This is a genomic window from Actinomadura sp. J1-007 (genome assembly GCF_009793335.1).
In the GTDB taxonomy this organism is placed as follows: domain Bacteria; phylum Actinomycetota; class Actinomycetes; order Streptosporangiales; family Streptosporangiaceae; genus Spirillospora; species Spirillospora yumaensis.
The window spans coordinates 4,274,043-4,287,673 of record NZ_WING01000001.1 but is presented as its reverse complement, the minus strand read 5'-3'; the positions used below and the strand labels follow the sequence as shown (position 1 = coordinate 4,287,673).

At 74.1% G+C, this 13,631-nt stretch carries 10 protein-coding genes and 1 pseudogene; 2 read left to right on the top strand and 9 right to left on the bottom strand.

Translation table 11 applies throughout. The features are described 5' to 3' along the window. Positions 1-32 precede the first annotated feature (32 nt). The 5 genes from GEV43_RS19560 to GEV43_RS19540 all read right to left on the bottom strand — a co-directional run bounded on the left by GEV43_RS19560 (position 33) and on the right by GEV43_RS19540 (position 7,893). Complete coding sequence (locus GEV43_RS19560; RefSeq protein WP_160821928.1) at positions 33-2,744, bottom strand: hypothetical protein; 2,712 nt, start codon at positions 2,742-2,744, stop codon at positions 33-35. Beyond that, a complete protein-coding gene (locus GEV43_RS19555) occupies positions 2,744-4,513 on the bottom strand; it encodes an HSP90 family protein (RefSeq protein WP_160821927.1) in 1,770 nt (589 codons plus the stop codon). Before GEV43_RS19555 ends, GEV43_RS19560 begins: the two co-directional genes overlap by 1 nt. A gap of 172 nt (positions 4,514-4,685) precedes the next feature. Further along, on the bottom strand, positions 4,686-5,675 hold the full coding sequence (locus tag GEV43_RS19550; protein ID WP_160821926.1) for a malate dehydrogenase: 990 nt from the start codon (positions 5,673-5,675) through the stop codon (positions 4,686-4,688). Positions 5,676-6,009: 334 nt separating this feature from the next. Then, positions 6,010-7,227: an NADP-dependent isocitrate dehydrogenase gene (locus GEV43_RS19545; protein WP_160821925.1), complete on the bottom strand. Its 1,218-nt coding sequence runs from the start codon at positions 7,225-7,227 to the stop codon at positions 6,010-6,012. 204 nt (positions 7,228-7,431) lie between these two features. Beyond that, entirely contained in the window at positions 7,432-7,893 is a 462-nt protein-coding gene (locus GEV43_RS19540) for a DUF3017 domain-containing protein (protein WP_160821924.1), read from the bottom strand. Between the two features lie 279 nt (positions 7,894-8,172). Here GEV43_RS19540 and GEV43_RS19535 point away from each other — a divergent pair. Then, a pseudogene (locus tag GEV43_RS19535) lies at positions 8,173-8,748 on the top strand (FHA domain-containing protein); the annotation flags it as partial. Between the two features lie 473 nt (positions 8,749-9,221). On the opposite strand, the gene GEV43_RS19530 reads toward GEV43_RS19535, so the two are convergent. Further along, on the bottom strand, positions 9,222-10,076 hold the full coding sequence (locus GEV43_RS19530) for a bifunctional methylenetetrahydrofolate dehydrogenase/methenyltetrahydrofolate cyclohydrolase (RefSeq protein ID WP_160821923.1): 855 nt from the start codon (positions 10,074-10,076) through the stop codon (positions 9,222-9,224). Between the two features lie 305 nt (positions 10,077-10,381). Between GEV43_RS19530 and GEV43_RS19525 the strand changes: the two genes are divergently transcribed. Continuing rightward, positions 10,382-10,975, top strand: a complete 594-nt coding sequence (locus GEV43_RS19525) for a GNAT family N-acetyltransferase (RefSeq protein WP_160821922.1) — start codon at positions 10,382-10,384, stop codon at positions 10,973-10,975. 16 nt (positions 10,976-10,991) lie between these two features. On the opposite strand, the gene GEV43_RS19520 is transcribed toward GEV43_RS19525, so the two are convergent. The 3 genes from GEV43_RS19520 to purN all read right to left on the bottom strand — a co-directional run bounded on the left by GEV43_RS19520 (position 10,992) and on the right by purN (position 13,538). Next, entirely contained in the window at positions 10,992-11,171 is a 180-nt protein-coding gene (locus GEV43_RS19520; protein ID WP_160821921.1) for a hypothetical protein, read from the bottom strand. Between the two features lie 155 nt (positions 11,172-11,326). After that, the gene (gene purH / locus GEV43_RS19515) at positions 11,327-12,886 is read right to left on the bottom strand and encodes a bifunctional phosphoribosylaminoimidazolecarboxamide formyltransferase/IMP cyclohydrolase (protein WP_309239720.1); all 1,560 of its coding nucleotides are present in this window, start codon (positions 12,884-12,886) and stop codon (positions 11,327-11,329) included. After that, on the bottom strand, positions 12,867-13,538 hold the full coding sequence (gene purN / locus GEV43_RS19510) for a phosphoribosylglycinamide formyltransferase (RefSeq protein WP_160821920.1): 672 nt from the start codon (positions 13,536-13,538) through the stop codon (positions 12,867-12,869). Before purN ends, purH begins: the two co-directional genes overlap by 20 nt. Positions 13,539-13,631: the final 93 nt, after the last annotated feature.

Sequence of the window (13,631 nt, the reverse complement as noted above, 5' to 3'; positions counted from 1 at the left end):
GTGCGGCGGTCGCGCCCGGCGGGGTGCGGCGGTCAGCCCATCGCGGCCCTGATCTGCTGGCGGAGCTGCTCGGCCTGCTCGGCGGGCTCGGTCTCGTCCAGCGTGCTGAACCCGTCGACCGCGGCGGAGGCGCACGACTCCGCGTCCTCCAGGCGTCCGGCCTCGGCGAGGATCCGGGCCTGGTCGAACGCGACGAGCGCGGTCTCCCAGATCCGCGCGGGCTCGTTGCCGGCGGGCAGGCCGGGCAGCGCCGCGCGGGCCTCCTCGGCCGCGGTCACGGCCGCGGCGGTGTCCCCGCTCCACAGCAGGCACAGCGCGGCGCGCCGCCGGGTGCGGACGGTGCCGTACGGGTCGCCAGCCTCCTCGTACGCCTCGGCGGACGCGGCGTAGCGCTCGGCGGCCAGGGCGTCCATGTCGAGGGCGGTGAGGACGCCCCCGGCCTCCTCAAGGAAGTGCGCGACCGCGTCGTGCCGTCCGGCCTTCGCGGCGTCCTCGGCGAGGGCCGCGAACCCGGCCGCCGCCTCCTCCTCGCCCATCTCCTTCTGCGCGTGCGCGAGGATCAGGCGGGCGCGGTGCGCGGACTCGGCGTCGTCCGGGCCGGTGAGGGCGGGCAGCGCCTCTTCGGCCACCTCGGCGGCCTCCAGGTGGCGGCCGGCGGCGTGGTAGGCGGCGGCGAGGTCCACGCGCAGGCCGACGGCCTGCGGGTGCAGGCCCTCCGCCGTCCAGCCCGCGACGCCCTCGGCCAGGTCGGCGACCGCGTCGGCGGGACGGTCGGCGGCGAGCAGCGCCAGGCCGCGCTCGGTGTGCGCCATCGCGCGCAGCGGCGACGGCCCGGTCAGCGCGGCGAGGGCCTCGTCGGCCAGGCCGAGGACCTCATCGGCCTGGTCCGCCCCGCCGGGCACGAACCGCGTCAGGGTCTGGACGAGCATCAGCGCGGGCCGGGCCACCTCCTCCGGGTCGTCCGCCGAACGGGCCGCGGCGAGGGAGCGGCGCAGGGCCGCCACGGCCCCGTCCACGTCGCCGGACGCCAGCAGCGCCCGGCCGCGCACGAAATCGACCTCCACGGCGGCGTCCGGGGCGTCGGCGGGGTCCACCCGGTCCAGCGCGGCCAGGGCGTCGGCGGGACGGTCGAGTTCGAGGAGGGCGGTGGCGAGGCGCAGCAGCGCGCCCGTCGCCGCGCCGTCGGCGGTCGGCCGCGCGGCGAAGTGGTCGGCGGCGGCGGTCGCGTCCGCCAGCCCGCCCTCGTCGCCGAGGCCGACCCGCGTCGCGCCGCGCCGGCTGAGCACCCGGTGCCTGCGGGCGTCGTCGCCGAGCTCGCCGAACAGCCGGGACGCCTCGTCCCAGCACGCGACCGCGCCCTCCCGGTCGCCGGCCATGACCCGCTCGATGCCTTGCCCGTCGAGGCGGCGCGCCCGCTGGAGCGGCGTCGGCTCCGTCCCGGCCGCGAGGTCGTCGAACCGCCGCCACGCCGCGAGCGCCCTCCGCCGGTCGTGTTCGGTCCTGGTTCCCTCGCCGGCGTCCAGCAGCGCGTCGAGGTCGTCCAGCGCGGCCACCTCGTCGTCCGGGGCGGCGGGCACGTCCGACGATGCGAGCGCGGGCGCGGGCGCGGGCGCGGGCGCGGGGGCGGGCGCGGGGCGGCGGTGGTGGTCGGCGAGCGGCAGGAACGCGACGACCGGCTCGGCGTCCAGCGTCGCCCGCACCTGGTCGCCCTGGTGCGGCGTCCCGTTGCGCGCGTCGAACCGGGCGGCCGTCTCCAGCGCGCGGGCCGTCAGGTCGGCGCGCAGCTCCGGCACCGGCACGTCCGCCGCCGCGCGGTCGCCCGAGGCCGGACGGCGGACGGCCGCCGAACCGTGCCCGGCCTCCTCCAGCCGCCGCAGCACCAGCGCCGCCGCCGCGGCGAACCGCATCTCCGCGTGCGGGCTCGGCGCCCGGTCGAGCCAGCCGAGATGCCGCTCCAGGATCTCCAGCCCGCGCGCCTCGTTGCCCGTGACCCCGCAGAACTCCAGGTGCTCGGCGACATCGCCGAGGTCGGCGAGCCGCGCGCGGTGCACCCGGTAGGCGCGGCGGTGCGCGTCGCGGGCCTCGTCGCCGCGCCCGGTGCGCAGGTAGACCGGCATCATCGCGGTCTGGACGGACTGCGGCTGCTCGTTGCAGGTCAGCTCCGAACGCAGCACGGGCGCGGCGATCTCGGCCGCCTCCTCGTACCGTCCGGCGCCCGCCAGGTGCCGCACCATCCCGGTCGGGTCGCAGCCCGCGCAGTCCGACAGCTCGTCGCGCTCGGCGGCCCGCCACTTCTCGAACCACCGGTCGGCCGACCCGTCGCCCACGTGCCGCGCCACCACGTTGCGGTGGTGGTGGACCGCCTGGAGGCTGTGCCCGCTCGCCAGGTACCGCCGCTCCATGTCGTCCAGCACCGCGTACGCCCGGTCCAGCGGGATCTCCGGGAACAGCGTCAGCGAGTTGACCGCCGCCTTCATCTGCCAGAGCAGAGCGCGCTGCTCGTCGTACCGCCCCGGGTCGCGGTCGTGGTCGGCCAGCGTCCGGCTGAACGTCGCGAACGCCTTCGCGGGCTCCCCGCCGTACTGGTAGGCGTCGGTCAGCCGCACCCGCACGCGGAACGCCAGCACGTCGTCGCCGGTCGCCTCGGCCCGGCGCAGCGCGTCCTCCACCAGGACGGTGCGGGCCTCCCCGTAGGGCAGCTCCTCCGCCCGGGACATCAGCGCGTACACGTCGTCCGTGCTCATCAGGGGGCCTCCGGGGCGTGCACGGCCCACTCCAGCAGGCCGATGAAGGAACGGTTCAGCACCGCCGTGTCGGCGGGCCGCAACGGATGGTGGCCGAGCAGCAGCGCCTGCCCGTACAGCGCCTGGACGGCCGGCTCGACCGGCCCGCCCTCGCCGAGCGCCGTGACGCGCCTGGTCAGCGGGTTGCGGTAGTTCAGCACGAGCTGCGGCCGGTCGACGCCGCCGGACGCCGCGCCGACCGCGCCGAGCACGCCCGCCCACAGCTCGTCCGCCGCCTCCACGGCCTGCGCCAGCTCCTCGCGGTGCCGCGCGTCGCGGCTGGTCAGGTACAGCGCGGGCAGCGACGCCGGGTCGAAGTCGCGGACGACCACCTCGCAGCCGAGCCGTTCCAGCGCGCGCCGCGCCGCCGCCAGGAACGGCCTCAGTGCCAGCTCCTCCGCCGGGTCCAGCAGCCCGAACGAGGTCGCCAGCTCCGCCGCGTCCAGCCGGGACAGCCGGATGTCGGGGTCGATCGCCGGGAGCCGTTCGATGATCTCCGTGTCGTGCACGTAGCCGCCGTTGACCAGCCCGACGCCCTGCGCGCCCGCCACCGCCGACAGCCGCCGGAACTCCTCCACGCTCGTGGTGAACCGGCCGCCGGGGTGCCGCCGCCGGAACTCCGCCAGCGTCATCGGCCCGGCGGACGTCTCGTAGTCCAGCCAGCGGTCGACGATCCGCAGCATGTCGTCGTCGTGCAGCGCCATCGCCTTCACGCCGAGCTGGTGCAGCCGCAGGAACCCGCGCAGCCGCGCCGGGTCGGTCTCCGCGATCCGCACCAGCCACTGCCGCAGGGCCTCGCCGAGGGAGTGCCGCACCGATTCGAGCAGCTCGTCCTCGTACAGCGCCTCGCGGCTCGCGGTCGGCCGCAGCTCCCCCGCGTCCACGACGCAGCGCGCGAAGAACGCCCAGTCGGGCAGCAGCCCCTCCACGCCCTCGGCCAGCAGCATCCGCTTGAGGTACACGCGGTGCGCGGCCCGCGCGGTCGGCGGCACGGCCTGCGGCAGCACGAACGCCACCCCGGTCAGCCCGGCCTCCGGGACGTCCAGGTCGATCACGTCGTACGGCGTGAACCCGTACAGCTCCTCGCAGTACTCCTCCAGCGCCCGGCGCCGCCGCGCCGGGTCGGGGTGCGGCGCCCGCCACGGCGGCCCGTCCCCGGTGATCGGCACGCCGTCCACGGTCAGCTCGACGGGCAGCAGCGAGCCGTAGGCGCGGGCGAGGTCGGCGACGACCGGCGGGCTCAGCAGCTCCGCCGCCCCGCGCCTGGCGTGCAACGTGACCGTCGTGCCCGGCTCGTCGCGCTCGGCGGGCTCGACCCGGTAGCTGCCGCCGGAAAGGCCCGTCCAGCGGACCGCGTCGCCGCCCCGCGCCGACCGCGTCACCACCTCGATCTCGTCGGCGACCAGGAACGCCGACAGCAGCCCGATCCCGAACTGCCCGAGGAAGTCGTGCCGCGCGAACCCGAGCTCGTCGCGCTTGGACGAACGGCCGATCGTGGCCAGCAGCGTGTGCACCTCGTCCGCCGTCAGCCCGATCCCGTCGTCGCTGACCCGCAGCATCCCGCCGCCGGTCTCGACCGTCACCCGGCCGGGCCCGGCGCCGCGGGCGGTGATCGCGTCCACCGCGTTCTGGAGCAGCTCCCGCAGGTAGACCCGCGGGCTCGCGTAGAGATGGCGGCTCAGCAGGTCCACCACGCCGCGTAGATCAACCTGGAACGACCGTTCCGCCACCCGTACGCCTCCCCCATCACCGTTCAGAGCGATCACACCCTAGCGACCGGTACCGGCTGGTTGAGGCCCCTTGCGCGCGAAAGAGCCCCGGACCGCCGGCGGTCCGGGGCTCCCCACCGCCGCGCCGCCGATCGGGCGGAACGAGCGGGACGGCCGTTCAGGCGGACGGGGCTCAGATCAGGCCGAGCTTGCGGACCGCGTCGCGCTCCTCGGCCAGCTCGTTCACCGAGGCGTCGATGCGGGCGCGCGAGAACGCGTCGATCTCCAGGCCCTGGACGATCTCCCACTCGCCGTCCTTGGTGGTGACCGGGAACGAGGAGATCAGGCCCTCGGGCACCCCGTACGAGCCGTCCGACACCACGGCCATCGAGGTCCAGTCGCCGTCGGCGGTGCCGTTCACCCAGGTGTGCACGTGGTCGACCGCGGCCGACGCGGCGGACGCGGCGGACGACGCCCCGCGCGCCTCGATGATCGCGGCGCCGCGCTTGGCGACGGTCGGGATGAAGTCGTTCTCCAGCCAGGACTGGTCGCCGACGACCTCGGCGGCGCTCTTGCCGCCGATCTCGGCGTGGAACAGGTCGGGGTACTGGGTCGCGGAGTGGTTGCCCCAGATCGTCATCTTCCGGATGTCGGAGACCGCGACCCCGGCCTTCCTGGAGAGCTGCGCGAGCGCGCGGTTGTGGTCCAGGCGCGTCATCGCGGTGAACCGCCCGGCCGGGACGTCCGGCGCGTGCGACTGGGCGATCAGGGCGTTGGTGTTGGCCGGGTTGCCGACCACCAGGACCTTGACGTCGTCGGCGGCGCCGGCGTTGATCGCCTCGCCCTGCGGCTTGAAGATCCCGCCGTTGGCCTCCAGCAGGTCGCCGCGCTCCATGCCCTTGGTGCGGGGCCGCGCCCCGACCAGCAGCGCGACGTTCGTCCCCTCGAACGCCTTGGTGGCGTCGTCGAAGATGTCGACACCGGACAGCAGCGGGAAGGCGCAGTCGTCCAGCTCCATGGCGGTGCCCTCGGCGGCCTTCACCGCCTGCGGAATCTCCAGCAGGCGCAGGCGTACGGGTACGTCCGGCCCGAGGAGCTGACCGGACGCGACGCGGAACAGCAGCGCGTAGCCGATCTGGCCCGCGGCGCCGGTGACGGTGACTGTGACTGGGGTGCGAGTCATTGCCTTCACTTCTCCTGCTGTGACCTGACGGGGCTCAGGCGGCCTTCTCTTGTCGTCCCGGCGTGACCTGGCGGGCGGTGCTCGTCGCGGGCCCGCACCGGGGTCTCTCGTCATCGAGATACTCCACGAGCCAGGCTATCGCGCACGCCGCCCCCCGCGCCGCCCAGGTACCCGTACGGCTCCCGGAGTGTCGGCCCACCGCCCGCCCGCGCCGAAAGGGGCCGGACGCGGCGAAGGCCGCCCCGGGGTGTCCGGGGCGGCCTTCGGAACCCGCTGCGGGCGAGCCGGCCGGTGCCGTCGCCGCACGGCGCGGGGCCGCGCGGCGTCGGCGGGGTCAGCCGTTGATCTTCTTCTGGAGGTTGGTGTCCAGGGCCTCCAGGAACTGCTGGGTGGTCAGCCAGGAGGTGTCCTTGCCGACGAGCAGGGCCAAGTCCTTGGTCATCTGGCCGCCCTCGACCGTCTCGACGCAGACGGCCTCCAGCTTGCGGGCGAAGTCGACGACCTCGGGGGTGTTGTCCAGCTTGCCCCGGTGCTCCAGGCCGCGCGTCCAGGCGAAGATCGACGCGATCGGGTTCGTCGACGTCGGCTTGCCCTGCTGGTGCTGCCGGTAGTGCCGGGTCACCGTGCCGTGCGCGGCCTCGGCCTCGACGGTCTTGCCGTCCGGGGTCATCAGCACGGAGGTCATCAGGCCGAGCGAGCCGTACCCCTGCGCGAGGGTGTCGGACTGCACGTCGCCGTCGTAGTTCTTGGCCGCCCAGACGAAGCCGCCCTCCCACTTGAGCGCGGCGGCGACCATGTCGTCGATGAGCCGGTGCTCGTAGGTGAGGCCCTTGGCGTCGAAGTCGGCCTTGAACTCGGCGTCGAAGATCTCCTGGAAGATGTCCTTGAACCGGCCGTCGTAGGCCTTCAGGATCGTGTTCTTCGTGGACATGTACAGCGGCATCTCGCGCTCCAGCGCGTACCGCATGCTCGTCCGGGCGAAGTCGCGGATCGAGTCGTCGTAGTTGTACATCCCCATGGCGACGCCGCCGCCCGGGAACTTCGCGACCTCGAACTCCATCGGCTGGGAGCCGTCCTCGGGCGTGTAGGTCATGGTGACCGTGCCCGGGCCGGGGACGACGAAGTCGGTGGCCTTGTACTGGTCACCGTGCGCGTGCCGGCCGATGATGATCGGCTTGGTCCAGCCCGGCACCAGGCGCGGGATGTTGGACGCGACGATCGGCTCGCGGAAGATCACGCCGCCGAGGATGTTGCGGATCGTCCCGTTGGGCGAACGCCACATCTTCTTCAGGCCGAACTCCTCCACGCGCGCCTCGTCGGGCGTGATCGTGGCGCACTTCACGCCGACGCCGTGCTGCTTGATGGCGTTGGCGGCGTCCACCGTCACCTGGTCGTCGGTGGCGTCGCGGTACTCGATGCCGAGGTCGTAGTACTTCAGATCGACGTCGAGGTACGGCAGGATCAACTGGTCCTTGATGAATTTCCAGATGATCCGGGTCATCTCGTCGCCGTCGAGTTCGACGACGGGGCCCGCTACTTTGATCTTGGGCATGCTGTTGCTGTCCCTTTCCTACACCGGCCAGCAGTCCTTGTAAGGCTCAACTGGCAAGGCTAGCCGAGGCCCCGATGAGGTCTAGACCTGACCTGGACTCCAGTCCAGTCCTACCACCTCAGCGGCCCTGAACCACCGTCCGCACCCGGCGCGGAGCGCTCCGCCACCGGACGCCACCGACCGCCACCGGACGAGCCGCGCGAGTCAGGGGCGCGGTGGCGCGGCGTGCGAGCGGGGCCGTCCGGGGGCGTTGGCGCGGCGTTCGGCGATCAGGAAGCGGGCGGCGCGGACCAGCAGGGCGAGCGCGATCAGGACGCCGAACGCGCCCGCGAGGACCAGGCCGGTCTTGTTCATGGGCGGGACGCTCAGCGCGACGAACGCGACGGCCTCGCCGAGGATCACCAGCGTCCAGCAGTCGACCGGGCGGCTGCGCACGGCGAGCGGGCCGAGCTGCGACTCCGGCAGCAGCAGCCGGGCGAGCGCGCCGAACAGCAGCGCGGCGGCCATCAGGCCCGAGCCCTTGCGGAAGTAGTCGAACGCGCACAGGGTGAGGCCCGCCGCGACGCCGCCGAGCACGATCAGGTAGGGCAGCCGGCCCAGCCAGTGCGGGGCCGCGCCCCGCCCGCGCGGCGCCCTGCGGCGCCGCCGGTGCACCTCGGTGCTCATGCTCGCGCACTCCGCTCAGCGAGACGTTCTCCGGACTCCAACGGTAATGCCATCGGCGCCCCGCCACGACAGCCTCGCGGGCCGCACCGACATGGCGGGACATTCCCCCCGGCGCCGGACCCGGGGCCGCGAGAGACCGTGCCCGGATGGTGCCAATGGGTCTCGTATGGGCGCTGAATCCCTTGTGCCATCGGGGCTACCGGCCGGTAGGAGGGTGTGACGCCGACGCGGCCGGGTAACCCGGCAGACAGGGGTCGCTAACTAGCTGGGAGGACTGCCGTGGAGGGGCCGTTCATGCGGATCGAGGACAGCGGGCTGGTGATGCCGCTGCGCCCCGACGTTACGACGGTCGGGAGAGGGAGAGGAGTCGACATCCGCCTCGACGACCCGAGCGTATCCCGGTTGCACGCCGAGATCGTGCGGCGCGGGCCGTACGTCTACGTCGTCGACATGGGCCTGTCCCGCAACGGGACCCGAGTCAACGGCCGGCCGATCGCCCGCCGTGTGCTGGAGGACGGTGACGTCGTGAGTTTCGGCACGGCGCGCTGCCGCATGGGGGGCATCCCCCGGGAGGAGGTCGATCCTGACGTCGAGCTGCGGCGGGCCGTCGCCCCCGAGCTCACCCGCCGCGAGGTGGACGTGCTCACCTCGCTGTGCAGGCCGGCCCTGTCGGACGAGGCGTTCGTCGCCCCCGCCACCGCCAGGGAGATCGCCGCCGATCTCGTCGTCACCGAGGCCGCGGTCAAGCAGCACCTGCTGCGGCTCTACCAGAAGTTCCGGATCCCCGAAGGGGCCAACCGCCGTACGCGGCTCGCCAACGAGGTCATCGCGATGGGCCTCGTCCGGCCGCTGCCCCCGGTGCACGTGCCCCAGCAGGGCCGCCCCCGATGGACGGCCGGGGAACGGGCGTCGGGCGCCCTGAGGCCCGCCGCCCGGGACCACCGGGTCACGCCCCCGGCCACGTCACCGGCCCGGGCCGTCCGGCCGCCGGAACGGCGGGCCGCCGGGCGAGCTGAGGTGAACTTGCGGTCGCCCTCTTAGGCAGCGCAACGCGAGGGCGATCGCTCGACCCGATGGACGGGGCCGCGCAGGAGGAGGCGCGGCCCCGTCCGCATGCCCGCCCGAACCGCGCTCCCTCTCCCCCGTCCCTCCGCCCCGCGGCGAACGGCAGGCGAAAGGCGGCGCCCCCGGACACGAAGACCGACCCGCAAGCCCGAGCGCAGAACACACACGCACCGCCCACGCACGACACGCACGGACGTGCGCAGGAAACGCGCAGGACGCGCGCGGCCCGCGCAGGACACGCACGGACGTGCGGGGCGGGCGGGTCAGGCGCGGGCGGCGGCTTCGGCGGCCTCGACGACGTTGGCCAGGAGCATGGCGCGGGTCATGGGGCCGACGCCGCCGGGGTTGGGCGCGACCCAGCCGGCGACCTCGCGGACGCCCGCGTCGACGTCGCCCGCGAGCCTGCCGTCCACGCGGGAGACGCCGACGTCGAGGACGGCGGCGCCGGGCTTGACCATGTCGGCGGTGATCAGGCCGGGGACGCCCGCGGCGGCCACGACGATGTCGGCCCGGCGGGTGTGCGCGGCCAGGTCGCGGGTGGCGGTGTGGCAGAGGGTGACCGTCGCGTTCTCGGTGCGGCGGGTCAGCAGCAGGCCGAGCGAGCGCCCGACGGTGATGCCGCGGCCGACGACCGCGACCTCGGCGCCCCGCAGCGGCACGTCGAAGCGGCGGAGCAGCTCGACGATGCCCTTCGGGGTGCAGGGCAGCGGGCCGGGCTGCATGAGGACGAGGCGGCCGAGGCTGATCGGGTGCAGGCCGTCGGCGTCCTTGAGCGGGTCGATCCGCTCCAGCACGCGCTGCTCGTCCAGGCCCTTCGGCAGCGGGAGCTGGACGATGTAGCCGGTGCAGGCCGGGTCGGCGTTGAGCTCGGCGACGGCGCGTTCGACGTCGTCCTGGGACGCGTCGGCGGGCAGGTCGCGGCGGATGCTCTCGATGCCGACCTCGGCGCAGTCGCGGTGCTTCATGTTGACGTAGGAGTGGCTGCCGGGGTCGTCGCCGACCAGCACCGTGCCGAGGCCCACCGAGACGCCCCGGTCGCGGAGCGCCGCCACGCGGGTCGTGAGGTCCGCGCGGATCTCCGCGGCGGTGGCCTTGCCGTCCAGGATCTGTGCCGTCATGTCGTACCTCCGCGCTCTCGCCGGGGCCTCGGGCAGGACCGAGCCCGGCTCGGGTCCCGTCCACCCAGGCGCGCGGTGCACGGACTGTCGTTCGCTCCCCGGTGGTCGTCCACCTTGACCGCGCCAGTCGCGTGAAACGCCCATCGTATCCGGCGGGCCCGGCGTGCCGCTCCGCCGCGGTCGCCGCGCGGCCGCCGCCCGCCGGGTGAGGTACGTCACCGCAGGTGGGAGGGCGTAGTGGATTCCCGGAATCGGGCCGAAGTGGATCTGCCGGGCGCCGGGCCGGGGCGCTTAGCGTGGCGGCCATGAGCGACACGTGGTTCGACAGGCCCGTCCTGAACGGGAGGTACGTCCGGCTTGAGCCGCTGGCGCCGGAGCACGCCGAGGGGCTGCTCGCGGCGGGCAAGGACCCCGGCGTCTGGACGTGGCTGAGCATGCGCCAGCCCGCGGACGTCGCGGGGATGCGGGCGCTCGTCGAGAAGATGCTCGCGGCGTACGAGCTGCGGGCGCAGGTGCCGTGGGTCCAGCTGGACGCCGCCACCGGGGAGGTCGCCGGGACGACCTCGTACTACGAGGTCGATCCCGTCAACCGGGCCGTCGCGATCGGCCACACCTGGCTCGGGGCGCCCTGGCACCGGACGGGCGTCAACACCGAGTCGAAGCTGCTGCTGATGGGACGGGCCTTCGAGGACCTCGGAGCCGTACGGGTCGTGTGGCACACCCACATCCGCAACGAGCGTTCGCGCGCGGCGATCCAGCGGCTCGGCGCGTCGTTCGAGGGGATCCACCGCAAGCACCGGCTGCTGGCGGACGGGACGTACCGCGACACCGCCACGTACTCGATGATCGACACCGAGTGGCCCGAGGCCCGCGCCGCGCTCCGCGCCCGCCTCCGCTGACCACGCCGGAAGGGGGTCAGTCCTCGTCGGGGCGTTCGCGCCAGGCGATGATCCGGTCGGTGCCGTGCCAGCCGAGCTGGGCGGCGAGGACCGCGGCCAGCACGGCGGCGACCAGGCCGACCACGTGCCGGGACTCCATCATCAACGAGGCCCACTGCGTCGTGATCCCCAGGAGCTGGGCGACGAGAGAGTCCATCACACCTCCAACGGCGGACGGGCGCCCCGGGAAGGAGGGGACGGGGGCGCGACCAGGTAGAGGCTACCTACGCGGAAACGTAAAACCGCCCCGATCGTGCGACTCCCCGGCGCGGGGCCCGTACCGGGGCGGTACGGGCCCGCGCGGCCGGCGGCTCAGTGGAAGAAGTGGCGGACGCCGGTGAAGTAGAGGCTGATCCCGGCCTTCTCCGCGGCCTCGATGACCTTGTCGTCGTTCACCGAGCCGCCCGGCTCGACGATGGCGCGCACGCCCGCCGCGACCAGGACCTCCAGGCCGTCGGGGAACGGGAAGAACGCGTCGGAGGCGCCCACCGCGGACGCCGCGCGCTCCTCGCCCGCCCGCGCGACGGCGAGCTTGGCCGAGTCGACCCGGTTGACCTGGCCCATCCCGACGCCGACGGTGGCCCCGTCGGCGGCGAGCAGGATCGCGTTGGACTTGACCGAACGGCACGCCCGCCACGCGAACGCCAGGTCGCGCAGCGTCGCCTCGTCGGCGGCGGGGCCCGTCTTCAGCTCCCAGGCGGACGGGTCGTCGCCGGGCGCGTCGACCCGGTCGACGGACTGGGCCAGCACGCCGCCGTCGATCCGGCGGAACTCGGTGGCGTTCGCGGGGCCCTCGGGGCAGCGCAGCAGCCGGATGTTCTTCTTGCGGGTGAGGATCTCCAGCGCCTCGTCCTCGAACGCCGGGGCGGCCAGCACCTCGGTGAACACCTCGGAGACCTGGCGGGCCATCTCGGCGGTGACGGGCGCGTTCACCGCGATCACGCCGCCGTACGCCGACAGCGGGTCGCAGGCGTGCGCCTTGCGGTGCGCCTCGGCGACGTCGGCGCCGACCGCGATCCCGCACGGGTTGGCGTGCTTGATGATCGCGACGGCGGGCCCGTCGAAGTCGTACGCGGCGCGGCGGGCCGCGTCGGCGTCCACGTAGTTGTTGTAGGACATCTCCTTGCCGTGGAGCTGCCGCGCCCCGGCCAGGCCGCCCGTGCCGTCGGTGTAGAGGGCCGCGCGCTGGTGCGGGTTCTCGCCGTAGCGCAGCACGGTGGAACGCCGCCACGTCGAGCCGAGGAAGTCGGGCCACTTCCGTTCGGAGGCGGTCGCGTCCGGGGCGTACACGCCGGCGAACCACGAGGCCACGGCCACGTCGTACGCGGCGGTGTGCGCGAACGCCAGCGCCGCCATCCGGCGCCGCTCCTCCAGCGTGAACCCGCCCTGCGCGACGGCCTCGATCACCGCCTCGTACGCGGCGGGGTCGACCACGACCGCGACGGACGCGTGGTTCTTCGCGGCGGCGCGGACCATGGTCGGGCCGCCGATGTCGATCTGCTCGACGCACTCGTCCGGCCGGGCGCCGGACGCGACGGTGTCGGCGAACGGGTAGAGGTTCACCACCGCCAGGTCGAACGGCTCCACGTGCAGGTCCTCGAGCTGCTGGAGGTGGTCCTCCTTGCGCCGGTCGGCGAGCAGGCCCGCGTGCACCTTCGGGTGCAGGGTCTTGACCCGGCCGTCCAGGCACTCGGGGAACCCGGTCAGCTTCTCGACCTTCATGACCGGCACGCCGGCGGCGGCGATCCGCCCCGCCGTGGAGCCGGTGGAGACGATCTCCACCCCGGCCTCGTGCAGCCCGCGGGCCAGATCTTCCAGACCCGTCTTGTCGTACACGCTGATCAGCGCGCGCTTAATCGCCACCCGACTCACCGGCCGAGCTCCCCTCATCATCCGACGAATCACTGCACGTCCTGCACTTCATGGAGACCCGCCTGCCGCGGGCCGTCCATCCGTCGCGGGCCAGCCGCCCGACGACGTCGACCAGGAGCCGTCGCTCCACACCCTTGATGCGCTCGTGCAGGGAGTCTTCGTCGTCATGCCAGCCGACCGGAACGGCCTCCTGGGCGATGACGGGCCCGGTGTCCACGCCTTCGTCGACGAAGTGCACGGTACAGCCCGTCAGCTTGACGCCGTACGCCAGGGCTTCCCGCACCGCGTGCGCGCCCGGGAACGAGGGCAGCAGCGCCGGGTGGGTGTTGACCGTGCGGCCGCCGAACCGTTCGAGGAAGCGGGGGCCGAGGATCTTCATGAAGCCGGCCGAGACGACCAGGTCGGGCTCGTGCGCGGCGACGGCCTCGGCGAGGGCGGCGTCCCAGGCGGCGCGGTCGCCGAAGTCGGGGATCCGGACGGTGAACGTGGGCAGCCCTACCCGTTCGGCCCGTTCGACGCCGCCGGTGCCGGAGCGGTCGGCGCCCACGGCCACGACGCGGGCCCCGTACTCTGGGTCTGCGCACGCGTCGAGCAGCGCCTGTAGGTTGGTCCCCGCGCCGGAGACGAGGACGACGAGCCGGGCGGGCACCATGACTCCCTGGTGGACGGTGGGGTTCGCAAGCCAGAACGCAGCCTATCGGCCCTGCTGTGCGCCCCAGAAACGACACCGCATCGACACCGCGTC

Excerpts from the sequence above, each read along its gene's own strand:
- GEV43_RS19560 (WP_160821928.1), bottom strand. The coding sequence starts at position 2,744 with ATGAGCACGGACGACGTGTACGCGCTGATGTCCCGGGCGGAGGAGCTG.
- GEV43_RS19550 (WP_160821926.1), bottom strand. The coding sequence starts at position 5,675 with ATGACTCGCACCCCAGTCACAGTCACCGTCACCGGCGCCGCGGGCCAG.
- GEV43_RS19545 (WP_160821925.1), bottom strand. The coding sequence starts at position 7,227 with ATGCCCAAGATCAAAGTAGCGGGCCCCGTCGTCGAACTCGACGGCGAC.
- GEV43_RS19540 (WP_160821924.1), bottom strand. The coding sequence starts at position 7,893 with ATGAGCACCGAGGTGCACCGGCGGCGCCGCAGGGCGCCGCGCGGGCGG.
- GEV43_RS19530 (WP_160821923.1), bottom strand. The coding sequence starts at position 10,076 with ATGACGGCACAGATCCTGGACGGCAAGGCCACCGCCGCGGAGATCCGC.
- GEV43_RS19525 (WP_160821922.1), top strand. The coding sequence starts at position 10,382 with ATGAGCGACACGTGGTTCGACAGGCCCGTCCTGAACGGGAGGTACGTC.
- GEV43_RS19520 (WP_160821921.1), bottom strand. The coding sequence starts at position 11,171 with ATGGACTCTCTCGTCGCCCAGCTCCTGGGGATCACGACGCAGTGGGCC.
- purN (WP_160821920.1), bottom strand. The coding sequence starts at position 13,538 with ATGGTGCCCGCCCGGCTCGTCGTCCTCGTCTCCGGCGCGGGGACCAAC.